Source organism: Micromonospora sp. II (genome assembly GCF_001709195.1).
GTDB classification, from domain to species: domain Bacteria; phylum Actinomycetota; class Actinomycetes; order Mycobacteriales; family Micromonosporaceae; genus Micromonospora; species Micromonospora chalcea.
Genome location: NZ_LYXF01000014.1, coordinates 62,123 through 84,495, shown reverse-complemented (window position 1 = coordinate 84,495; position 22,373 = coordinate 62,123). Strand labels below are relative to the sequence as shown.

Here is a 22,373-nt window from a genome sequence, read left to right as displayed (position 1 = left end):
CTCAGCTCCTCGCCCGTTCCACGGCCCGGCGCAGGGTCCGTCTGGTCAGCTCGTCGGCCAGGTGCCGCTTGTAGTCCGCGCTGCCCCGCTGATCGGTGGCCGGATCGCAGCTGCGCGCGGCGATCGCGCCGGCCTGCTCGAAGAGGCTCTCGCTGGGTGTCTGCCCACGCAGCGCCGCCGAGACCTCCGGGATACCTGTGGTGTTCGGGCCTACGGCGGCCAGCCCGACCCGGGCGTCGGAGATCACGTCGCCGTCGAGCCAGACCGCGGCGCCGGCCGAGACCACCGCCCAGTCGCCGGCCCGGCGTTCCACCTTCTCGTAGGCGCTGCCGCAGCCGGGCCGCACCGGCAGCCGGACCTCGACCAGGATCTCCCCGTCTCCGACGGCCGTCTCGTACGGCCCGACGTGGAACTCCTCCATGGACACCACCCGTTCGGCGCCGCCCGGCCCGCGGATCACGCAGCTCGCGCCCAGGGCGGTGCAGACCGCGGACAGGTCCTCCGACGGGTCCGCCTGGCACAGGGAGCCGCCCAGTGTGCCCCGGTTGCGCACGATCGGATCGGCGATCACCCGTTCGGCGTCGGCGAAGATCGGGAAGGCCGCCGTCAGGGTGGCGGACTCCAGCAGCTCCCGATGCCGGGTCAGCGCACCGATGCGTAGCTCGTCCGGGCCCGCCTCGATGTAGCCGAGCTCGTCATGGAGATCGTTGATGTCGATGAGATAGTCGAAACTGGCCAGCCGCAGCTTCATCATCGGCAGCAGGCTGTGCCCGCCGGCGATCAGCCGTGACGTGCTGCCCAGCCGTTCCATCAGGCTGATGGCGTGGTCCACACTGGTTGCTCGTTCGTACTCGAACGGGGCCGGCACCTGCATATCGCACCTCCGGAAGTCGTCAATGTGGTGCCGGTGCCCGCGGAAGTCAACGCCGACCTAAGCAAGTCCTTAGGTCGGCGTTGACGGTGCCGCGGCTGCTCACGGATCGTGCGGCAATGCGAGACATCGTCGACGGGTTGAGCGCGTGGCGTGCCGTTGGCGTCCGGTTCGCCGTCGCGACGGTGGTGCGGACCTGGAAGTCGGCGCCCAGACCGCCGGGCGCGGCCATGGCGGTCTGCGCCGACGGTGAGGTCGTCGGCAGCATCTCCGGAGGGTGCGTCGAGGGCGCTGTGTACGAGCTGTGCCGGGAGGCCATACGCACCGGCCAGGTGCGCACCGAGACGTACGGCGTCGGCGACGACGACGCCTTCGAGGTGGGCCTGACCTGCGGCGGCACCATCGAGGTCCTGGTGCAGCCGGACGTCGTGCTGACCGAGCCCGACGCGGTGCTCGCCGCGATCCGCGCGGGTACGCCGGTGGCGACGGCGTCCGCCGGAATGGCCCAGATGGTGGTCTGGCCCGACCGGGTGGCCGGCACCCTCGGCGACGCCGACCTGGACCGCGCGGTGACGCAGCAGGCCGAGGGGATGCTGGCCCTCGGCACCACCGGAACCGTGCGACTCGGTACGCGCGGGCAGCAGCGGCACGACGAGGTGTCCGTGTTCGTGCAGTCGTACCTGCCGCCACCACGGATGATCGTGTTCGGCGCGATCGACTTCGCCGTCGCGGTGGCCCGGATCGGCCGCTTCCTCGGCTACCACGTCACGGTGTGCGACGCCCGGCCGGTGTTCGCCACCCGCAAGCGCTTCCCCGACGCCGACGACCTCGTCGTGCAGTGGCCGCACAGATACCTGGAGTCGACGGCCGTCGACGAGCGCACAGTGCTCTGCGTCCTCACCCACGACCCGAAGTTCGACGTCCCGCTGCTGGAGGTCGCCCTGCGCACCCGGGCCCGCTACATCGGCGCGATGGGCAGCCGCCGCACCCATACCGACCGGCTGCGCCGCCTGCGCGAGGCGGGCGTGGACGAGGCCGCCCTCGCCCGGCTCTCCTCACCGATCGGACTCGACCTGGGGGCGCGGACGCCGGAGGAGACCGCCGTGGCGATCGCCGCCGAGTTCGTCGCCCTGGCCGCCGGAGGGTCCGGCCGGCGGCTGACGGACCTCGACACCCCGATCCATCAGCACTGAGCGGACCAGCGGCGAACGTGTCACCCCCGGCTCAGGCCGAGCGCCTCGTCCACCCGGTCCAGCACCGTCACGTCGTCGTGGCCGACACCGCGCAGCAGGTCGATGGCGGTCGCCCGGATCTGCCCGACGATCATGGTGACCGGCAGCGGCGGATCGGTCCGCAGCAGGCCCGCGGCGATCCGGACCGCCTCCAGCGCCGCCGCGTCGGCCCGCTGCGCGTGCCGGTCGGCGTCGGCGCCGGTGAGGTCGTGGGCCATGGCCTCACCAGCCGACCGTACGGCGGAGGTCAGCGCGCCGATCGCGGCGGCCAGCTCCGGCGGCGTGGCGGTGTGCCGGCGGGTCAGGGTCACGCCGGCCCGGGCCAGCACCCGGATGTTGCGGGCGGCGTAGTCGAGCTGCCGCAGCGTGGCCTCCACCTCGACGAGCTTGCCCAGGTGCCGGCGGCGCAGTCCCAGCCGCAGCGTCTCGCCGGTGGCGAGCACGGCGGCCTGCATCTCGGCGACGCAGTCGTCCACCTGCCGCGCCCGGTCCAGCGCGGCGCGGGCGGCGTCCTCGTCGCAGCCACGCAGCGCCGCGTTGACCTGGTCGAGCAGGTCGGCCAGGTCGGTGTAGCTGCGCCGGGCCTGGGCCACCAGTGGTGCCAGCGGGTCACGGGCGGCCATCAGCTGGCTGGCGGCGAGCGCCACGGCGCCGCCGATGAGCGCGTCGACGAAGCGGAACGGCATCAGCGTCCCGTTCGGCGCGGAGACCACGACCAGGTACATCGCCGAGACGGTGGCCTGCACGACCAGGGCACGGCGGGCCCCGATCACCACGAGCGTCGTGGTGGTCAGCAGCAGCACCAGCAGGACCGTCTCGGTGCCCGGGCCCAGCGCGTACACCAGCAGTTCGGCGACGAGCACGGCGGCTGCCACGGCGAGCAGGATCTCGACGGTCTGCCGCAGCCGTCGCCCGCGGGACTCGCCGAGCACGACGAGCGCGGCGGTCGGCGCGAAGAACGGATCCGGGTGACGGATCACCACCGCCGCCACGATCCACGCGACCACAGCGGCGGCGGTCAGCTCGACCACTGTCATCCCGTCGCCGCGTAACCGCGCGACGGCGTCGCGTACCCAGCTCCGCACCGGTCGTACCCCTCTCGCCGGACAGGCCGGGACCCGGCCGCCGATTGATCTTCCGCGAGGAGGCCCACTACCCCGGCTGTGACCTGCTCAATCGCTGACGCCGGCAGCCGGCGCGGCCGACGACCCGCACCTGCCCGGGGTCAGCGGCGGATGAGGCCGAGTTCGGTGGCGGTGGCGACGGCGGCGGTACGCGACTCGACGCCGAGCTTGGCGTAGATGCGGGCCAGGTGGGACTTGACGGTGCCCTCGGTCAGGTGCAGGCGGGTGCCGATGCTGTGGTTCGACAGACCGTCGGCGACCAGGGCGAGGACCTCGGTCTCGCGCCGGGTCAGGGCGGTGCCCGGCGTACGCAGGCGGTTCATCAGCCGGTTCGCGACGGTGGGTGCCAGCGTGGTGCGTCCGGCGGCGGCGGTGCGGACGGCGGCGGCCAGGTCGTCGGGTGGGGCGTCCTTGAGGAGGTAGCCGGTGGCGCCGGCCTCGATGGCGGGCAGGGTGTCGGCGTCGGAGTCGTACGTGGTGACGATCAGCACGCGCGGCGCTTCCGGTTCGGCGGTGATCCGTGCGGTCGCCTCGGCGCCGCCCATGCCCTTGCCGAACTGCAGGTCCATCAGCACGACGTCGATGTCGCCCGCGGCGGCGCGGGTGACGGCCTCCTCGGCGGTGGCGGCTTCGGCCACGACGACCAGGTCGGGTTCGGTTTCCAGCACGGCGCGCAGTCCGGCCCGTACGACCGGGTGGTCGTCGGCCAGGAGGAGGCGGATGGGAACGTCGTCGGTCACGGTCGGCCCTCGGGCTCGGTCCTGGTGGTCGGGGCGAGGGGAAGCTCGGCGGTCAGGGCGGTGCCCCGGCCGGGCGCGGACGCGACGGCCAGGGTGCCGCCGAGGGCGGCCATGCGGGCGCGCATGGCCGCCAGGCCGAAGCCGCCGCCGTCGACGTCGGGAGCGGGCAGCTGTTCCGGGTCGAAGCCGCGCCCGTCGTCGACGACGTGCAGGGCGATGCGGTCGCCGAGATAGCTGAGGGTGACCTCGGCCGTCGTGGCCCGGGCGTGGCGGACCGTGTTCGCGACTGTGGACTGGGCGATACGCAGGAGCGCCACCTCGTGGGCGGTCGGCAGCGACACGGGGTCGCCGGTGAGGTGGAAGCGGGCGGTGAGGCGGTGGCGGGCGCTGGTGGTGCTGCACAGGCGTTCCAGGGCCCCGGCCAGGGTGGTGCCTTCCAGGGTGGGCGGGGTGAGCGCGGCGACGAAGCGGCGGGCCTCGGCGAGGTTGTCCACGGCGACCTGACGGGCCGCGTCGACGTGACCGGAGGCGGCGTCGGGCCGGCCGGGCAGGGCGCGCTCGGCGGCGCGCAGCAGCAGCTGGATGCTGGACAGGCCCTGGGCGAGGGTGTCGTGGATCTCGCGGGCCAGGCGCTCGCGCTCGGCGAGTACGCCGGCGGTGTGCTCGGCCCGGGCCAGGTCGGCCCGGGTGGCGGTGAGTTCCTCGATCAGCTGCCGGCGCTGTTCGCTCTCCCGGTACAGGGCCTGGTATCCCCACACCACCCCGACGGCGACGGCGGCGCCGAGCGCGGGACCGATCACCGTGGCCGGGGTGAAGGAGCCGGTGTGGGCGCCGAAACCGGCGACGGCCGCCACGGCGGTGACGATCACGGCGGCCAGGCCGGCGCGGCGCGGCAACAGGTGGAGCTGGAGGAAGTACAGCGGGAACGCCACCCAGATCGCGTCGGGGGACAGGCCCAGCAACACCAGCCACACGGCGCCGACGGCGGCCAGCCACCACGCGGCGGCCCGCCGCGAGCGCCGGATGCGGGGGAGGAGCGGCCCGACGGCGTACGCCAGACCGCACGCCACCGCCACCGCCACGATCGATCCGGCGTGCGGCCGGTCGTCGGCCACCGCCCGGCCGGCGGCCAGGACGAGCAGGCCGATGATCAGCAGGTGCAGGCACCAGGCCAGGGCTCGGGTGGTCGGGGTCAGGGCAGGGGCAGCGGTGCTCACAGTGCGTCCCACGTTACCGACGCCGGCGCCCCGGGGGCCTCTATCGAAAGTTAGAACCCGGGCGTCGCCTTTCGGCCCGCGAAGTGCTGTCCCACGCCGGACGCGCACGCCGGCGCCGGCCGCGATCGTGGATGCATACCGTTCCACCGCCCGAAAGGACAGGCCACTGCCGTGTTCGTCGCCTGGAGAGACCTGAAGTTCGCCAAGGGGCGCTTCGCCCTGATGGGGACCGTCATCGTGCTGATCACCCTGCTGGTCGGGCTGCTGTCCGGGCTGACGGCCGGACTGGGCCGGCAGAACGTCTCCGCCATCACCGACCTGCCCGCCGACAGGATCGCCTTCCAGGCGCCCGGCGACGGCCAGGACGTGTCCTACTCCAACTCCACTGTCACCGAGCGGCAGTGGCAGCAGTGGGCCGAGGCCCCCGGCGTGACCGGCGCCGAACCGCTGGGCATCACCACGACCAGGGCCACCGCCGGAAACCGGAGCGTCGGGGTCTCCGCCTTCGGCGTCCGGCCCGGCTCCCGCCTGGCCCCCGACAGCGGCCGGATCGACGACCGCTCGGCGGTGCTGTCCACCAAGGCCGCCGCCGACCTCGGTGTGCGGGCCGGCGACTCCGTCACCCTGGCCGGGCAGCAACTGACAGTGGCGGCCGTACGCGGCGACGCCTCCTTCAGCCACACCCCCGTGGTGTGGATCAGCCTGGACGTGTGGCAGAAGAGCGCGCCTCCCACCGGCACCGGCGACGGCAGCCAGACGGCTACCGTCGTCGCCCTCACCACCACCGCGGACGCCGACCTGGGAGCCACCGACCGGCAGGCGGGCACCAGGACGGTCTCCGTGGCCGACTCGCTGTCCGCGATCGGCTCCTACACCTCCGAGAACGGCTCCCTGCAGCTGATGCGCGGCTTCCTGTTCGCCATCTCCGCCCTCGTCATCGGTGCCTTCTTCACCGTCTGGACCATCCAGCGCAGCGGCGACGTCGCAGTGCTCAAGGCACTCGGCGCCCCCACCGCCAACCTCCTCAAGGACGCCCTCGGACAAGCCGTCGTCCTGCTCACCGGCGGCACCCTGCTCGGCACCGGCATCGCCGCCGCGCTCGGCGCCCTCGTCGCCGGGTCCACGGTGCCGTTCCTCCTCACCCCGGTGACCGTCCTCCTTCCCGCGGCCGTGATCGTCGTCCTCGGCGCCCTCGGCGCCGCTCTGGCCATCCGCCGCATCACCTCCGTCGACCCGCTGACCGCCCTGGGGAGCGCCCGATGAGCCTGAACCTGACCGACGTCACCCTCACCTACCCCGACGGCGAGGGCCGCCTGACCGCCCTCGACCGCGTCACCCTGGACGTACCCAAGGGCAGCCTGACCGCCGTGATCGGCCCCTCCGGCTCCGGCAAGTCCAGCCTCCTCGCGGTCGCCGCGACCCTCATCACCCCCGACTCCGGCACCGTCACCATCGACGGCACCCCCACCACCGGAATGACGCGGGGCGAACTCGCCGACCTGCGCCGCCACAAGATCGGCATCGTCTTCCAGCAGCCCAACCTGCTGCCCTCCCTCACCGCCGCCGAGCAGCTCCAGGTGATGGCCCAGATCGACGGCCGTCCACCGGCCGGAGCCCGTACCCGCGCCGTGGAACTCCTCGACGCGGTCGGCCTCGCCGGTCAGGCCGACCGCCGGCCGCACCAGCTCTCCGGCGGCCAGCGCCAGCGTGTCAACATCGCCCGCGCCCTGATGAACGACCCCACAGTCCTGCTCGTCGACGAACCCACCAGCGCGCTCGACCACGAACGCGGCGCCGCCGTCATCGAGCTGATCACCCGCCTCACCCACCAGCAGACCACCGCCACCGTCCTGGTCACCCACGACCGCACGCACCTCACCGCCGTCGACCAGATCGCCGAGGTCCACGACGGCCGCCTCCACCTTCCGGCGCCGGCCCGCTGAGATACGGGTCGGAGGTGGTGCCTGCTGTACCCGGACTGGGCAGCCCGCTGGATGGTCGCTGTTCCCCCAGCTCAATAGCGTTTCTGGTGCGCGCAGTTGCTGCCGATGACACGGAGAGAGGCCACCAGAATGGGACAGACCGTCGAGCCGGCGGTACGCGTCGAACAACTCACCCGCGTGTACGGCGCCGGCCGCAACCAGGTGACCGCGCTCGCGGGCGTCGACGTCAGCTTCGGCCGGGGAACCTTCACCGCGGTGATGGGACCGTCGGGCTCCGGCAAGAGCACGCTGCTGCAGATCGCGGCCGGGCTCGACCGCCCCACGAACGGCCGGGTGGTCCTCGGCGGCACCGACCTGTCTGGGCTGTCCGAGACGCGCCTGACCGAGCTGCGGCGTACCCGGATCGGGTTCGTCTTCCAGGCGTTCAACCTGATCGGCGCGCTCACCGTCGAGGAGAACATCGTGCTGCCCCTGCGTCTGGCCGGCGTCCGTCCGGACCGGGCCTGGCTGACCCACGTGGTCGAGCGGGTCGGCCTCGCCGACCGGCTGCACCACCGGCCGGCGGCGCTGTCCGGCGGTCAGCAGCAGCGGGTGGCGATCGCCCGGGCGCTGGCCACCCGCCCCGAGGTCATCTTCTCGGACGAGCCCACCGGCGCCCTCGACTCGCGGACCGCGACGGAGGTGCTGACGCTGTTGCGCGCGGTCGTGGACGAACACGGGCAGACGGTGGTGATGGTGACCCACGATCCGATCGCCGCGTCGTACGCGGACCGGGTCCTCGTGCTGGCCGACGGCGCGATGGTCGCCGACCTCCCGCAGCTCGGCGCCGTCCGGATCGCCGAGCACCTGGCGTCGCTGGACGGGCGGGTCCTCCGATGACCGGCCTCGCCGCCCGCCTGCTGCGGCACCGCACCGGCCCCGCCGCCGCGACCCTGCTGGCCCTGATCGTCGGCGTGCTGATCCTGGTGGCGATGGGCACGCTCGTCGAATCGGGGCTGCGGTTCCGCCCGGAGCCGCGGCTCTGGGCGAGTGCCGACGTGGTCGTCGCCAACCGCACGATCAGCCACACGTTCCGGGAGTTCGACGGTGACACCACCACGAGCACCGTGGCGCTGCCCGAGGGCGGCACCGTGGACGCCGACCTGGTGGACCGGATCCGCCGGGTGCCGAGCGTCGTGGCCGTCACCGGCGACGACCGGGTGCCGATCGGCTCACCCGCAGCCGTGGGACACGGCTGGGACACGTACGTCTTCACCGGTCGTCGCCTCGCCGCGGGCGCCGCGCCCCGGACCGACGACGAGGTGGTGGCCGACACCCGGCTCGGGGTGTCGCCCGGCGACCCCATCGAGCTGGTCGTCGGCGGAATCAACCGGTCGTACCGGGTGAGCGGAACCGCCGAGACCGGTACGGCGGCGGTGTTCTTCACCGACGCGCAGGCCGCGCGCCTGTCCGCCCACCCGGGCCGGGTGGACGCGATCGGCGTACGGATGGCGCCCGGCGCCGACCTCGGCGCGGTGCGCGAGATCGCGTCGGCGGCCGGCGCCACGACGTACCCCGGAAAGGACCGCGGGAAAGCCGAGCAGTCGGAGAACCTGGCCGCCCAGAGCCTGCTGGTCGGGGCCGGGGCGGCCTTCGGCGGGTACGTCGTCCTGCTGATCGTGTTCGTGGTGGCCGGCACCATCGGGCTGTCCGTCCGGCACCGTCGCCGTGACCTGGCGTTGCTGCGCGCGGTCGCCGCCACGCCGGGGCAGGTGCGCCGCATGCTGGTCGCCGAGGCCGCGCTGCTCGCCCTGGCCGGCTCCGCGATCGGCGGCCCGGTCGGCCTGCTGGCGGCCCGCTGGGTGCACGGCGAACTGGTCGGGCGCGGGTTCGTGCCGGCCGGCTTCCCGATGGCGGGCGGTCTGTTCGCGGTGCCGGCCGCCATCGGTACGGCCGTCCTGGTGGCGGTGGTCGCCGCGCTGATCGCCGCGCGCCGGGTCACCGCCATCAAGCCGATCGAGGCCCTCGGCGAGATCGCCGTCGAGCCTCGGCGCAGCGGCCCGGCACGGATGATCGCCGGCGTGCTGACGCTGATGGCGGCCGGCAGCGCCGGGGCGTTCACGCTCGGCGGCGCCGGGTCGGCCGGGGCGTTGGCCGGCGCGGTCGGCATGCTCTACCTGTTCGTCATCGCGGTGGCGCTGCTCGCACCGATGATCAACGCCTACGCGGCACGCCTGCTCACCCCGGTGCTGCCGCGCATCTGGCGGGCCGGCGGCTACCTGGCCGCAGCCAACCTGCGGGCCAACGCGCAGGGCATGGCCACCGTCCTGACCGCCCTCGTGCTGTCCGTCGGGTTCGGCGGCTCGGTCTGGTTCCTGCAGGACAACCTGGAACGGCAGACCGCCACGCAGAGCAGCGCCGGAACGCTCGCCGAGCGGGTGCTCACCGCTCCGGGCGGACTGCCGGCGGACGCGGCCCGGGAGATCCGCGAGCTGGCCGGGGTGCAGGCTGCCACCGGGGTACGCCGCACCCAGGTCGTGGTGCGGGCGCTCGGCGGCATCGAGCCGGTCGGCGCGCAAGCGGTCGACCCGGAGGGCCTCACGTCGACGATGGACCTCACCGTGCGCAAGGGCGCCCTGGCCGAGCTGCGCGCCGGTACCGTCGCACTGTCCACGACGCAGGCTTCCTCGTCCGGCTGGGACGTCGGCGACAAGGCGGAACTCTGGCTGGGCGACGGCACCCCGGTCACGTTGGACGTGATCGCGATCTACGACCGTGGCCTCGGCTTCGGCGACGTCACGGTGGCCGCCGAGACGGTCGCCGGGCACACCGCGGCGAACACCGTCGACGAGGTGCTGGTCCGCGGCGGCCCGGACGCCGGCACCGCGTTGGCCACGTGGGCGGCGGCGCGGCCCGGCGCCGAGATTCTCGACGCCGCCACCCGTACGCGCCTGCTCAGCACCGATCTGGCGCTCGGCGCCTGGCTGAACCGGCTGCTGATCGGCGTGATGGTCGGGTACGCGGCGCTGGCGGCGGCCACCACGATGGTGATGGCGGCGCTGGCCCGCCGCCGCGAGCTGGCGTTGCTGCAACTCGTCGGGGTCACCCGCCGACAGATCCGCGGGATGGTCCGGGCCGAACAGGCCGGGTTGCTCGGCACCGCGGTGCTGATCGGCGCGACGATCGCGGTGCTGACGCTAGCCGCGATCGTCAACGGACTGACCGGCAGCCCGATCCCGTACGTGCCGCCGCTCGGGTGGGCGGCGGTGCTCGGCGGTACGGCACTGCTGGCGCTGGTGAGCACGGTGTGGCCCGTCCGGCGGCTGCTCGGCGCTCCGCCGATCGACAACATCGGCCTGAAGGAGTAGGTCCATCGGGACGTGCGGCAGCCTGATCGTCAGGGCGTCGAACTGCAGGTGTCCGCCGGATGCTTCCGCCTTGCGTTCCTCGGCCAGGACGGTGGCGCTGACCTCGTGCACGAACGCCCGGACCTCGTCGAACCGGCCGGGATCGCTGTCGTGGCCGGAGTCGTACCACCAGTCGCGCGCCCAGACGATCAGGTCCGCCCATCGCGGCAGGTCGCCGGCGGTCTGCTGGGCGGCCTGCCGCTTGGACAGTTGCCGCCCGTCGCACAGGCGCTGGTAGGCGCGGCAGAGCGTGAGTACCGCGTACGACTGGGCTCCGGGTGGGGTCATGTCGAGCACCCAGTCCGGCCAGTCGCGCACGTGGTCCCGCAGGGCGGCGCGCACGAGGCCGGGTTCGACGGCGGGCAGCAGCTCGCCGGCCGGCGGTCCCAGCAGCGTACGGCCGTAGTCGTGCACGGCGGCCCAGGTCACGACGCGGTGGGTGGTGGCGGGCAGCAGGTGCAACGACTCCCCGGGACTGATCCGGGCGATCACGTGGTCCCGGCCGGGAACGAGGCGTACCGCGTCCAGTGACACGTATTCCACCTCGATCCGGCCGGCCCACAGCGGGTGCCGCCGGTCGAGGTCCGCGTGCAGTTCGGCGAGGACGCCGAGGAGCTTCCCGTCCGGGTCCCTCGCGAGCACCGCGAGCAGGTCGAGGTCGCTGCGGTTCATGTCGAAGTCGCCTGCCACGAGCGACCCGTGCAGGTACAGGCCGAGAAGGTCGTCCGTCAGCGTGCGGCGCCACGCCTCGCGGAGGTCGGAGAGAACCGTGTCGGGTGGGACCACCGAGTGATCCTGCACGGTGGGTCGCCGCGGGGCCACCGATAAAACCGGCCCGCACCGCCGGTCGTGCCTACGTGCTCGGCGGGTTGCGGTGCCGCTCGGCGAGGCCCGACGCGATCTGCCGCTGCGCGTCGTGCCGGTGCTGGTCGGCGCCGGCCTGGCGAACCGCGGCCGGATCCTCGTCCGACGGGCGCCTCGTCCGGTCGCGGCGGGCGACGAAGACGACGAGCGCGAGCACCACCACCACGATCACCGCGAGCGACACCAGCATCGTTCTCATGCCGTCGACGCTACGGCGTACGCGCCAGCCCCGCCGTGGTGACGGTCGGAGGGCTGCTGCGTTCGCCGCAGGACGGCAGGCTCACGTGTCGTGATCGATGACGTCGCGCAGCGAAGCCGGGCCGTTCCGCCGATGACCGACTCCCGGCCCGGCGAATGAACGCCCGGTCTCCCGGGGCGTCATTCGCCGGCTCGTTCGGTCCCTTTTGGCCGCCCCAGCACTGCCTCACCGATGACGGCGCCGGTTCGGATGCCCTCTCCCAGTCCCGCGGTCGTCGCGAAACCGCCACCCATCGGGCAGAAGGACAGCCCTCGATCGGCGCTCACCAGGGCCATGGCCTGGAGCGCGGCACCTACCTCTTTCAACGCGGTCGCATAGACTATGGAGTCGTAGGAACGGGCGGGGCGGGCGTAGTCGAGCACGAACAGCACCATCGCCTGAATCGACGTGTGCGGGATGCCCGTCAATCGATGGGCGAGGCCCAGCCACCGGTCGATCGCCGGCGCGGGTCCTGACGCCGGCGCGAGTTCGTGGCTCACGGCGTCGTACTCATATGCCCCGCGTTCCAGGTCATGGGCCGAAGCCGCGATGACGACGGCGGACAGCCCCGACAGCGCCCCGCCGGTCGGCATCGAACGCCACGCTCGCTCGCTCGCGACGGTACGCTCCAAGCGGCGAATCCGAAGTGACGCATCGAGGACGGCGCTGATCTCCGCGCTCCCGATGGGCGGACCGCCATGGTCGCGCAGCGATGACCTGGCGGAAATCGCCTCCTGGAGCGTCATGCCCTCCTGTGAGCGGTCGTCGTGGCCGAGAGCGATGCGCTCCGCTGTCATCGGGCGCCTGACCGGGTTGTCGATCTCCCAGTGAGTTGTTCCGATCTTGGCACCGTACAGCCCGAAGCTTGTGTCCAGGCGCGTCGCCCCGTGGAAGAGCGAATCGTGAAACTCCCACTCCTCCGAATGCTGGTTTCGCCCGGTGACCAACAGGCCGGCCCGGCTCAGCAGGTCGAGCAGTTCACTCTCCGGGGCAGAGTCGACCTCGACATCCGCCCGTGCGATCAGACGTGCGGCGAACTCGACGGCCCATGTCGAGGTCAGGACGACGCGATCTGCCGAGTTCCCGCCGGCCAGTTCCGGCCCGTCGGGACCGAAGCGCATGTGGGCCGACGGAAGGGCGCGAACCGGCCGCACGTACGGCGACGGCGGGGAGTGGCGGACCCGGCGGGCGCCCGGTTCATGTCGCGCGAGTACGTGCTGTTCATGGACGACTTCTACGCCGAGGACGCCGCGGGCGTCGAGTTTGGCCAGCTCCTCGCCACCTCGCGAGGTGAGCTCCCGGGCGGACGACAGCCCGCCGACGGCCGCGACGATCTCCCTGCCGACCTCGGGCGGCATGCGGACGATCATCCGGCGGCCGCTGTGGGTCAACGCGAGGCCGTCGGCGTCCGGTTCGATGCTCCACCCCGCTGCCGGGGCCCAGCGCCTCATGAGGTCGAACCGATGGGCGGAAGGACTGTGCCCGGAGCGGAGGACACCGCCATTCCGTGTAGCCGCGACAGTGTGTCCAGGCGAACGAGACGCCCGGCCTGGATCACGGCTTCGACCTCTCTGCACGCGGATATGTCGACGAACGGATTCGCGCGGAGCAGAACGACGTCTGCCACCGTGCCGTCGCTCAGGGAGCCCAGATCCGGACGACGGAGAGCCTCGGCTGCCCTGCACGTCGCCGCCGCGAGCGCTTCGTGCGGGGAGGCGCCCCAGTCAACCATGGCCTCCAGCTCGGACGGCAGGGAGTCGAAACCCACCCCGGCGGCTCCGGCGTCCGTCCCCGCGATGAGTGTGACGCCGGCCGCCAGAGCTCGCTCGAAGCTGCGTCGTGCCTCCGGGAGTTGACTGACGGCCATCTCCACCAGACTTTTGCCTCCCTGCCGGATCCAGAGCTGCGGCCGCCTCACTATCGATTGGAGCGCTACAGCGGTGGAGCAGAGGGCGGTGCCTTGTTTCGACATCGCACCGGCAGCGGCCTCCGATATCGCGAAGCCGTGCTCCAAGGTGTCGCAGCCGGCTTCCACGGCCGCGTCGATCGAACGCTCCGAGAAGTTCGCGTGTACGGCTACGGGGATGTCCAGCCAACGGGCCTCGGCGACCGCCTCCCTCAGTTCCTCCGGCCGGAGTTCCATCCGGCGCGCCGCGCTGCGCATCACCAGCTTGATCACATCCGCGCCGTCGGCGGCGTTTCGACGCACGAGCGCGCCGATGGATCCGGCTCCTTCGGACTCGACACCGAGCCAGCTTCCGTGCCCGCCGACTGCGGTGATGACCGGACCGGCGACGAACGGCCTGGCCCCGACGAACAAGTCCCGGGCCCAGGCGTTGCGGATGGAGTACCCGAGGTCACGCGGAGCACCCAGGTCGCGGACCGTCGTGATCCCACTGCGCAGCGCAGTCGCCAGATTCGCGACAGCCGTCAGTGTCATGGTGGTGGCCGAGATGTCCGACCAGCTCGACGCGGTCCGGCCATGAGGATCGCTGGTCGCGTGGACGTGCATGTCGATGAGCCCGGGAACGGCGAACAAACCGGTGCCGTCGAGGTGTGGGAGGTCGGCATCTGCGGTGGTGCGTGTGCTGACTGAACCGGAGATGATCGACAACGAGCCGAGGGTGGTGGTGCCGGAATCCGGATCGATGACGGTGCAGCCGGCAATGGTGAAATCCGCGGTCGGCGTGGCCGTCACGACGATCCTTCGGAGACGCGGGCAGCGCGCACTGCCTCCCCGTGCCATCCCCGCGCGCGCGACAGATTCACGGCCAAGTCCACCAGTTCGTCCGCCTCCCGGCCGCGGCCGGCCATGTGGTGCCAGCGCGCCAGCTCTGCCAGCGCGAGGATCCGGGCGCCCAGGTAGGCGTGCCGGCCGGTGCCCGTATCAACAGGCGACGTCATGGCGTCGGTCGCCTGACGGACGGCAGCGAGCAGCCATGACTCCGGGTCTGGAGCGATGCCCACCAGCGCCTCGAGCGCGTTCGCTTCGTCCTCGGGCACCTCGCGGGAAGCGGCTAGGGCGATTCCCGGCGCGAGGTAGGCGTAGACCGGCTCACGGTGGGCGCCGGTAAGCCGGACGTGGTCGAAGTATCGTCCTGTCGCTTGAAGGGCGGCGCGGGCCGAGTCGTGACGTGCGGCAGCGAACGCCTGGTGCGACAGGATGAAACCGAACTGGCGGAACGCCTTCGAGGCGAGTTCGGTGTCGCCGCCGTCGCGAACCTGACGGAGGAGATCTGTCGCGTGCTCGTACGAGGACCAGGCGCCCGCGACGTCACCGGATGCCAACTGGACGTATCCCATGTTGTGCCACGACTGGGCGGCAGCCATCAGATCTCCGGTGCCGAGGCGCACCTGGATCGCCTCGCGGAAGTCGTTCACGGGCGGATCGTCGTCGAAGTGGTGAAACCGCCATACGCCGATGGAGTGGCAACATTCGGCGAGAGCCGACAGGGCCTCCGAATCACGGAGAAGATGTCTCGCTGTCTCCGCCAGCTTGATTGCCTCCGCCCCTCTGCCCTGCTTCTCCACCGCCCACGCCGTGTTGAGCAGTGCTCGCCCCTCTCCGGCGGCATTCGCGGAAGCGGCGCATTCCGAAGCGGTCCGGGAAAACCGTTCCTCTGCCTCGACGTAGCGAGCGGGATCGTCCAGACCTAGCTGAGCTGGCGTGAACAAGGGCGGTCACCTCGACGTCGTCGACTGATTGCTGAGATTGACGCCGATCGTAGCGTTCGGGTGGCTTGTTCACGAGGGTGTGCGACCTGTCGGCAGTTGATGCGCGCCGTGCCTGTGAGGCACGTTCACCACCCACTTTCGCGTCCGTCATCCTCCTTGCCGCCGCCATCGGCCGAACGGCGCGATGGGCTACACTGGCCCGGAAAGGCGTCGATAGGGACGAGTACCACTGCACGCAGCCAGCAGAGACCCGGGGATGGTGGAAGCCCGGGGGTGTGCGCAGCGGGAAGATCACCCTGGAGCCGTCGGAAGAAAGGCGTCACGCCGAGTAGACCCGACCACAACTTAACGAGAGGGCCGCGCGCTGTGGCCAAGGAGGGTGGTACCGCGGGGCCCGGGCCTCGTCCCTCCACCGAAGTTCGGTAACCGCTTCGTTGGAGGATCCATGTACCGCGCTGTGCCCGCGCAGGCGAGCTTTCCCGATATCGATCACGGCATCCTCAAATTCTGGAGTGATCGTAAGGTCTTCGCCCTCAGCCTGGAAAGATCGCAGGGGCGGCCGGAATGGGTCTTCTACGAGGGGCCCCCAACGGCGAACGGTATGCCAGGGGCGCACCACATCGAAGCCAGAGTGTTCAAGGACGTCTTTCCCCGGTACAAGACGATGAAGGGCTTCCATGTCGCGCGGAAGGCCGGCTGGGACTGCCACGGACTTCCGGTGGAACTGGCTGTCGAGCGCGAACTCGGCTTTTCCGGTAAGCGCGACATCGAGGCCTTCGGTATCGCGGAGTTCAACGCCCGGTGCCGCGAGTCGGTGACCCGGCATACCGACGAGTTCGCCCGGCTGACCGAACGCATGGGCTACTGGGTCGATATGGACGACGCCTACCGGACGATGGATCCGGAATACATCGAGTCGGTGTGGTGGTCGCTGAAGCAGATCTTCGAAAAAGGGCTGCTCGTCGAGGACTTCCGCGTGGCGCCCTGGTGTCCTCGTTGCGGGACGGGGCTGTCCGATCACGAGCTCGCCCAGGGGTACGAGGTGGTCACCGACCCGTCGGTGTTCGTGCGGTTCCCACTCACCTCGGGCCCCCTGGCGGGCCAGGCTTCCCTGCTCGTGTGGACCACGACCCCATGGACGCTGGTCTCCAACGTCGCGGTCGCGGTCAATCCCGACGTCACCTACGTCGTAATGACCGACGGCCAGGAGCAGCTCGTTGTCGCGGAGGCGCTGGCGGGCAGCGCACTCGGTGAGGGATGGACCGTCGTCGGCGACTCCTTCAGTGGCAAGGACATGGAACGCTGGACCTACCGGCGGCCATTCGACCTGGTCCAGGTCGAGGACGCGAACTTCGTCATCCTCGGGACGTACGTGACGACCGAGGACGGCACCGGCCTGGTGCACCAGGCGCCGGCATTCGGCGCTGACGACCTCGCCGCGTGCCGTGCGTATGGTCTTCCGATGGTCAACCCCGTCCGTCCGGACGGCACGTTCCAGTCCGACCTCGCGCTCGTCGGCGGCACGTTCTTCAAGAGTGCCGACGCGGTCCTGGTGGCGGATCTCGCCGAGCGGGGACTGCTCTTCCGCGAGGAGGCCTACGAGCACAGCTACCCGCACTGCTGGCGTTGTCACACGGCGCTGTTGTACTACGCGCAGCCGTCCTGGTACATCCGCACCACTGCCATCCGGGAAGCGCTGCTGCGCGAGAACGAGGCGACGACCTGGCAGCCGCAGAACATCAAGTACGGCCGCTACGGGGACTGGCTGAACAACAACGTCGACTGGGCGTTGTCCCGCAGTCGGTACTGGGGCACGCCGTTGCCTATCTGGCGCTGCCCGGACAACCACCTGACCTGCGTCGGCTCGCTGGCCGAGCTGAGCGAGCTGGCCGGGACTGACCTGTCCGAGCTGGATCCCCACCGTCCCTATATCGATGACGTCACCTTCGACTGCCGATGCGGCGCCACCGCGCGCCGGGTGCCCGAAGTCATCGACGCGTGGTACGACTCGGGCTCGATGCCTTTCGCGCAATTCGGGTATCCGCACAAGAACGTCGAACTCTTCGAGAAGCGGTACCCGGCGAACTTCATCTCGGAGGCGATCGACCAGACCAGGGGATGGTTCTACACCCTCATGGCGGTGGGCACCCTCATCTTCGACAAGTCGGCCTACGAAACGGTCGTCTGCCTGGGCCACATCCTCGCCGAGGACGGCCGCAAGATGTCGAAACACCTGGGGAACATCCTCGAACCCATCCCGCTGATGGACGAGCACGGTGCCGACGCGGTGCGCTGGTTCATGGCCGCTGTCGGTTCCCCGTGGTCGGCCCGGCGCGTCGGGCACAACACGCTTCAGGAGGTCGTCCGCAAGACTCTTCTGACCTACTGGAACACCGTGTCCTTCGGGGCGCTGTACGGCCGTGCCGCCGGCTGGTCGCCGTCGGCGGCAGATCCCGCGCCCCGTAGCCGCCCGCTGCTGGACCGATGGCTGTTGTCGGAGCTCAACAGCCTGGTACGCGACGTGGACGCCGCGATGGAGCGCTTCGACACCCACGAGGCCGGCCGGCTGCTGTCCACGTTCATCGACGATCTTTCCAACTGGTACGTTCGCCGCAGCCGCCGGCGTTTCTGGCACGGCGACCCGGCCGCCCTGGCCACGCTCCACGAGACGTTGTCCACCCTGACGCTCCTCCTCGCGCCGATCACACCGTTTGTGACCGAGCGGGTATGGCAGGACCTGGTGGTTCCGGTCACGCCCGGTGCGGCGGAGTCCGTGCACCTCGCCGCATACCCCACCGGCGACCTGTCCCTGATCGACCCGGAACTGTCGGCGCAGATGCTTCTCGTGCGTCGGCTCGTCGAACTCGGCCGCTCCGCCCGCGCCGACTCCGGCATCAGGACGCGCCAGCCGCTGTCCCGCGCGGTCGTGTCCGCGGCAGGTTTCGCCGACCTGCCGGCGGAACTCCTCGCCGAGATCGCGTCGGAGCTCAATGTCGTCTCGGTGGCACCCATCACGGCCACCAGCGGTTCACTCGTGGACACGACGGTGAAGGCGAACTTCCGCCCCCTGGGCAAGAGGTTCGGCAAGGCGGTCCAAGGCGTCGCCGCGGCGATTATGGCGGCCGAGCCGACCGCCCTCGCCAACGCCCTCCGTACGAGAGGTGAGGCGACCGTCGACGTGGACGGTGAGGCGGTGGTCGTCACGGTGGACGAGGTCGTCATCACCGAGACTCCACGCGCCGGATGGGCGGTCGCCAACGACGCAGGTGCGACGGTGGCGCTGGATCTGGACATCACGCCGGAACTCCGCCTCGCCGGGATCGCGCGGGACGTGATCCGCCAGATCCAGGAGGCCCGCAAGGCCACCGGCCTGGAGGTCGCCGATCGCATCGAACTCCGCTACGAGGCGACCGCTGACACCCTGACGGCGTTGACGGAGCATCAGAAGCTGGTGGCCGACGAGGTGCTCGCGACGGACTTCACCCTCGGGCGGCCGACGTGGGCAGACGCGACGTCCTTCACCGACGAGACGCTCGGCCTGACGTTCTGGCTGCGTAAGGCATGAGGAGCGCCGGGGCCACGAGCACGCCGCCCGTTCGGCCGTGCGTCGTGGCCCCGGCCCTTCGTATCGGCCGGCGGTGGGCCGAGCGGCGGGTCAGCGAACCCCGTGGACGTCCGTGGCCAGAACACTGAACCGCCCGGTGTGGAACACCAGTGCGTCGGTGCGGTCGCCGTGGCCGATGTCCAGCACCGAGCCGAGGAATATGGAGTGGTCACCGCCCTCGTACACGGCGGCGAGCTCGCACTCCACCCAGCCGAGGTTGCCCTCGATGATGGGGGAGCCGGTGTGCTCGCCGGGCCGGAAATCGACGGTACGGAACTCCCGCTCGTCGCGCGGCCGGCTGGGACTGGCGAAGTAGCGCGCCAGTTCTTCCTGTCCTGCGGCGAGGATCGACACCGCGAACATCCCGTTCGCCAGAATTGTGCTGTGCATCGCGGCGGACTGCTTCACGCACACCAACACCATCGCCGGGTCGAGCGAGACCGACGTGAACGCGTTGGCGGTCATGCCGTGCGGGAGTTCCCGCCCGGACGTCACCACCGTGACGCCCGTGGCGAACGCACCCATCACCGCCCGCATGTCGACGTGACGGTCACCGCCGCAGCGGTCGCGGGACACGGGCTTCTGCTTCGCGGCTGTCACCGTTCACCTCTTCCGTCAGCCACCGGGGCCGTCAGCACGTCGCGCATCATCCACAGCGCTCCCTTCCCCGTCAGGTGAGTGGTCGGCGGCATGCGCGCACCGGCCTCGGCTCAGTCGCCGGAGCCGGCATCGATCGCCGACCGGGTGGAACTCCTCGCCACTATCTGCTCGGCGGTCGCTCGTATCGTCAGCCAGCCGACGTTCGCGGGGTCGTCGAAGCCGGCGTCGGGGAAGGTTCCTTCCAGCCGCGCCAACAGCTCCACTGCGAGGAGGGAGTCTCCACCCGCCGCGATGAAATCGTGGTCGACGTCCACCGCATCCGTCTCCAGCAGTTCCCGCCAGAATCCGCTAACTGTTTCGAGTACCTCAGACGAATCCACGTCGCTCTCCTCAGCGAAGCTCCGAAAGCGTGCCCTCGCCGCGCGCAATCGAATTCTTTAAATCGTTCTTCAGGATCTTGCCGTTCTCGGTCACGGGCATCGATCCGACAGCGAACACGCGGCGCGGTATCTGCTTCGGTGGCAGACGCTCGAGCAGGTGCACGCGAATGTCGTTCAGGCTCGTCCGGCCCGGCCGGAGCACCACGACCGCGGCGACGTACTCACCCAGCCGGGGATGCGGGAGTCCGAGCACGGCCGCGGCCTCGACCATCGGGTGCGAGAGGAGGGCGATCTCGACCGGGCGTGCCGAGAGCTTCTCCCCGCCGACGTTGAGGACGTCAGAGACGCGGTCGCTCAGATGCAGGTTGCCCTCCTCGTCGAGATGACCGATGTCTCCGGTCGCCGTCCAACCGTCCGGAAGGAAGGTTTTCGAGGGCACTGAATCGTGCAGGTAGGAGCGGCGTCCGCGGAACCGCGGACAGGACATCTCCACGCGGCCGTGGACGCCCGGGCCGACGACGAGCCCCGTCTCCAGGCTCCTGATGCGGATCCGGGTGCCTCGTGCCGGTCTCCCGACGACATCGGGATCCGCGCCCGCTGACGGCATCTCCACCATCGCGGGCCAAGCCTCGGTGGTTCCGTACGCGTTGACCACCCGAACGGACGGCAGCATCCGGCGGATTCGTTCCACATGAGCCGGATTCAGYGGCGCCGAACCGCAGTGGATTACCTCCAGAGACGCGAGCATCTCACGTTGCGACGAGGTGAGCGTCGTGAGATGTGCCAGCATGGCAGGCGTCAGGAACAACAGGGTGACCTGACAGTCGGCGACCGCCTTGCACACGTCATTGGTGTTGAACTCCGGCAGCGCCGCGACCGCCCTGGTGATGGGATGCGTGAGCCCGGGCCCGTCGATGCCCTGGAACGGGGCGTACAACATCATGAGCGCGGCCGCCGTACCGATCGGGAAGGCGTGCAGGATCGGTGGGCCGATGCCGCCGTGAGCGGACGGCGGGCGGGCGTAGACCTCCGTGAAGAGCGCGTGCGGCGTCACGACCGCCTTGGGCAGGCCGGTCGTGCCGGACGTGTAGAGAATGTCGGCCGTCTGCTCGGGGCGGGTCGTCGCCGGCGGGGGAACCCGGTCCCCACAGCCCGGAGGCTCGACCGGAAGAACCTGATACGGATCGCCGCCCGGGCCGTTCCCCACCGGCGACGGGTCCGCAGCGATCCATGCGGAGATGCCGGCGTCCTGGGTGATGAAGTCGCGGACGGACGCCGGAGCTCCCGCCGAGACGGTGACAGTGACCGCGCCCAGCCGTTGCACCGCGAAGTAGGCGACGCACAGATCGATCCAGTTCCTGCGGTCGAACAGCAGACCGACACGCATGCCACTGGTGATCCCTGCCTCGGAAAGGCGCGCGGCCAGCGCCACCGAGTCGTGCAACCACTCCGCGAAGGTGAGACCACGCACGAACGGTTCGACCAGCGCGAGGCGGTCGGGAACCTCCCCGGCGACGCGCTCGAGCAGCCCGAACGTCCCCGTGCAACGGTCCGTCGCGCCACCTGCCCCTCTCGTCGTCACGGTGCCACCCGGGTCGCGACGTATCGGTGGCCGGCGCCCTCCTCGTCCGCGACGTAGGCGGCCGCGAGGTGATGGACGAACGGCTGGAGGCCGAGCGCTGACAGAAGAGCGGGGTCGGTGAAGCCCGTGCGGGTGGTCGAGCTGACGCCCTTCGCCCGAAGAGCGCGAGCGACTTCCGCGCTCAGCCGTCCGCCGTCGACGAGGAAGCCGCGGAACGCCTTTTCGTGGCGATAGCGTCTCCGGTAGGCGGCGAGATCGCCGAAGACCCCGATGGCGAGGGGAGCCAGGACGTCAAGTCGCGGATCCGCCGCGGCGTCCATGGACGCCAGGCGGACTCCTGAACCGTACGAGGCGGGGTCGGCCACAGTGACCAGGACGCGACCGTCCACGCGCGACACGATCAGTAGCCCGTGGGCCGCTCCGTAGCTGTAGAGCAGCTCGGCCGGGTGCACCGCCTCGCGCAACCGCCGGCGATTGGCGCGCACCCGGGTGAGAGCGGTCCAGACCACCGCCGCCCACGGTTCGGGAATCTGCTCCCGGCGACCCTGGGGGGCAGCCGGCTCGCGCAGGGCATCGAGGTCGTCTTGCGAGAACAGCCGCAGCGCCGATGCCCGGAGGCCACCAGTCGAATCCGCTCCGTCGCGAAAATGATCGATTCCGCTCCAGGCGTGGTAGCGGCGCACCGGCCCCCACGACGTGCCGTCGGCACCTTCGCGTTCGACCAGGAGACCGAGGCGGATCAACTGCTGTACGGCCGGGTCCTCGAACTCCTCGGCGACGACCTGGTGCAGAAGCCGCTCGACGCGGCCCGCGTCCAGGCGCCACGACCGGCCCAGCGCCGGTGCGCTGATCCGGATGGTGTCGGAGCCCTCGTTCTCCATGGTCGTTCCCGCAGCCCACGTGTACGCGGCTCCCAT

At 71.1% G+C, this 22,373-nt stretch carries 18 protein-coding genes and 1 pseudogene; 6 read left to right on the top strand and 13 right to left on the bottom strand.

Features of this window, described 5'->3' with window-relative positions; translation table 11 throughout:
* Window position 1: 1 nt before the first annotated feature.
* Window positions 2-874, bottom strand: a complete 873-nt coding sequence (locus A8711_RS08600; RefSeq protein ID WP_069087908.1) for a xanthine dehydrogenase family protein subunit M — start codon at window positions 872-874, stop codon at window positions 2-4.
* A 116-nt stretch (window positions 875-990) separates the two neighbouring features.
* On the opposite strand from A8711_RS08600, the gene A8711_RS08595 reads away from it, so the two are divergent.
* Entirely contained in the window at window positions 991-2,064 is a 1,074-nt protein-coding gene (locus A8711_RS08595) for an XdhC family protein (protein WP_069087907.1), read from the top strand.
* Between the two features lie 20 nt (window positions 2,065-2,084).
* On the opposite strand, the gene A8711_RS08590 is transcribed toward A8711_RS08595, so the two are convergent.
* The 3 genes from A8711_RS08590 to A8711_RS08580 all read right to left on the bottom strand — a co-directional run bounded on the left by A8711_RS08590 (window position 2,085) and on the right by A8711_RS08580 (window position 5,184).
* The gene (locus A8711_RS08590; RefSeq protein WP_043325352.1) at window positions 2,085-3,188 is read right to left on the bottom strand and encodes an FUSC family protein; all 1,104 of its coding nucleotides are present in this window, start codon (window positions 3,186-3,188) and stop codon (window positions 2,085-2,087) included.
* Window positions 3,189-3,328: 140 nt separating this feature from the next.
* Window positions 3,329-3,967, bottom strand: coding sequence for a response regulator transcription factor (locus tag A8711_RS08585; protein WP_069087906.1), 639 nt, complete (start codon window positions 3,965-3,967; stop codon window positions 3,329-3,331).
* Window positions 3,964-5,184, bottom strand: a complete 1,221-nt coding sequence (locus A8711_RS08580; RefSeq protein WP_069087905.1) for a sensor histidine kinase — start codon at window positions 5,182-5,184, stop codon at window positions 3,964-3,966. Before A8711_RS08580 ends, A8711_RS08585 begins: the two co-directional genes overlap by 4 nt.
* Window positions 5,185-5,355: 171 nt before the next feature.
* On the opposite strand from A8711_RS08580, the gene A8711_RS08575 reads away from it, so the two are divergent.
* The 4 genes from A8711_RS08575 (at window position 5,356) to A8711_RS08560 (ending at window position 10,474) form a co-directional block, all read left to right on the top strand.
* A complete protein-coding gene (locus A8711_RS08575; RefSeq protein ID WP_069087904.1) occupies window positions 5,356-6,447 on the top strand; it encodes an FtsX-like permease family protein in 1,092 nt (363 codons plus the stop codon).
* On the top strand, window positions 6,444-7,127 hold the full coding sequence (locus A8711_RS08570; RefSeq protein ID WP_069087903.1) for an ABC transporter ATP-binding protein: 684 nt from the start codon (window positions 6,444-6,446) through the stop codon (window positions 7,125-7,127). The genes A8711_RS08575 and A8711_RS08570 overlap by 4 nt, the downstream gene beginning before the upstream one ends.
* 129 nt (window positions 7,128-7,256) lie before the next feature.
* Window positions 7,257-8,006 (top strand): ABC transporter ATP-binding protein, encoded by a 750-nt coding sequence (locus A8711_RS08565; protein ID WP_064447331.1) that lies wholly within the window; start codon window positions 7,257-7,259, stop codon window positions 8,004-8,006.
* Window positions 8,003-10,474, top strand: coding sequence for an FtsX-like permease family protein (locus tag A8711_RS08560; RefSeq protein WP_069087902.1), 2,472 nt, complete (start codon window positions 8,003-8,005; stop codon window positions 10,472-10,474). Before A8711_RS08565 ends, A8711_RS08560 begins: the two co-directional genes overlap by 4 nt.
* A 108-nt stretch (window positions 10,475-10,582) precedes the next feature.
* On the opposite strand, the pseudogene A8711_RS31385 reads toward A8711_RS08560, so the two are convergent.
* The 5 genes and pseudogenes from A8711_RS31385 to A8711_RS08540 form a co-directional block, all read right to left on the bottom strand.
* Window positions 10,583-11,185, bottom strand: a pseudogene (locus A8711_RS31385) (aminoglycoside adenylyltransferase domain-containing protein); the annotation flags it as partial.
* Between the two features lie 181 nt (window positions 11,186-11,366).
* On the bottom strand, window positions 11,367-11,576 hold the full coding sequence (locus A8711_RS08555; RefSeq protein ID WP_043325343.1) for a hypothetical protein: 210 nt from the start codon (window positions 11,574-11,576) through the stop codon (window positions 11,367-11,369).
* 179 nt (window positions 11,577-11,755) lie between these two features.
* Window positions 11,756-13,066 (bottom strand): nitroreductase family protein, encoded by a 1,311-nt coding sequence (locus A8711_RS08550; protein WP_069087901.1) that lies wholly within the window; start codon window positions 13,064-13,066, stop codon window positions 11,756-11,758.
* Complete coding sequence (locus tag A8711_RS08545; protein WP_069087900.1) at window positions 13,063-14,313, bottom strand: amidohydrolase family protein; 1,251 nt, start codon at window positions 14,311-14,313, stop codon at window positions 13,063-13,065. Before A8711_RS08545 ends, A8711_RS08550 begins: the two co-directional genes overlap by 4 nt.
* On the bottom strand, window positions 14,310-15,290 hold the full coding sequence (locus A8711_RS08540) for a hypothetical protein (RefSeq protein WP_124778788.1): 981 nt from the start codon (window positions 15,288-15,290) through the stop codon (window positions 14,310-14,312). The genes A8711_RS08545 and A8711_RS08540 overlap by 4 nt, the downstream gene beginning before the upstream one ends.
* A 445-nt stretch (window positions 15,291-15,735) precedes the next feature.
* On the opposite strand from A8711_RS08540, the gene ileS reads away from it, so the two are divergent.
* Window positions 15,736-18,855, top strand: a complete 3,120-nt coding sequence (gene ileS / locus A8711_RS08535; protein ID WP_043325338.1) for an isoleucine--tRNA ligase — start codon at window positions 15,736-15,738, stop codon at window positions 18,853-18,855.
* A 90-nt stretch (window positions 18,856-18,945) separates the two neighbouring features.
* Here ileS and A8711_RS08530 read toward each other — a convergent pair whose 3' ends face one another.
* From A8711_RS08530 to A8711_RS08515, 4 genes are all read right to left on the bottom strand, one after another.
* Window positions 18,946-19,431 (bottom strand): flavin reductase family protein, encoded by a 486-nt coding sequence (locus A8711_RS08530; protein ID WP_043330434.1) that lies wholly within the window; start codon window positions 19,429-19,431, stop codon window positions 18,946-18,948.
* A 173-nt stretch (window positions 19,432-19,604) separates the two neighbouring features.
* Window positions 19,605-19,874, bottom strand: a complete 270-nt coding sequence (locus A8711_RS08525) for a phosphopantetheine-binding protein (protein WP_069087898.1) — start codon at window positions 19,872-19,874, stop codon at window positions 19,605-19,607.
* Window positions 19,875-19,884: 10 nt separating this feature from the next.
* Entirely contained in the window at window positions 19,885-21,456 is a 1,572-nt protein-coding gene (locus A8711_RS08520; RefSeq protein ID WP_069087897.1) for a class I adenylate-forming enzyme family protein, read from the bottom strand.
* Window positions 21,453-22,337: a hypothetical protein gene (locus A8711_RS08515; protein ID WP_124778787.1), complete on the bottom strand. Its 885-nt coding sequence runs from the start codon at window positions 22,335-22,337 to the stop codon at window positions 21,453-21,455. The genes A8711_RS08520 and A8711_RS08515 overlap by 4 nt, the downstream gene beginning before the upstream one ends.
* Between the last annotated feature and the right edge of the window lie 36 nt (window positions 22,338-22,373).

Bases quoted from the DNA above. Each gene is read 5' to 3' on its own strand.
- A8711_RS08565 (WP_064447331.1), top strand. From the start codon at position 7,257: ATGGGACAGACCGTCGAGCCGGCGGTACGCGTCGAACAACTCACCCGC.
- A8711_RS08600 (WP_069087908.1), bottom strand. From the start codon at position 874: ATGCAGGTGCCGGCCCCGTTCGAGTACGAACGAGCAACCAGTGTGGAC.
- A8711_RS08530 (WP_043330434.1), bottom strand. From the start codon at position 19,431: ATGCGGGCGGTGATGGGTGCGTTCGCCACGGGCGTCACGGTGGTGACG.
- A8711_RS08595 (WP_069087907.1), top strand. From the start codon at position 991: ATGCGAGACATCGTCGACGGGTTGAGCGCGTGGCGTGCCGTTGGCGTC.
- A8711_RS08555 (WP_043325343.1), bottom strand. From the start codon at position 11,576: ATGAGAACGATGCTGGTGTCGCTCGCGGTGATCGTGGTGGTGGTGCTC.
- A8711_RS08560 (WP_069087902.1), top strand. From the start codon at position 8,003: ATGACCGGCCTCGCCGCCCGCCTGCTGCGGCACCGCACCGGCCCCGCC.
- A8711_RS08550 (WP_069087901.1), bottom strand. From the start codon at position 13,066: ATGAGGCGCTGGGCCCCGGCAGCGGGGTGGAGCATCGAACCGGACGCC.
- ileS (WP_043325338.1), top strand. From the start codon at position 15,736: ATGTACCGCGCTGTGCCCGCGCAGGCGAGCTTTCCCGATATCGATCAC.
- A8711_RS08515 (WP_124778787.1), bottom strand. From the start codon at position 22,337: ATGGAGAACGAGGGCTCCGACACCATCCGGATCAGCGCACCGGCGCTG.
- A8711_RS08570 (WP_069087903.1), top strand. From the start codon at position 6,444: ATGAGCCTGAACCTGACCGACGTCACCCTCACCTACCCCGACGGCGAG.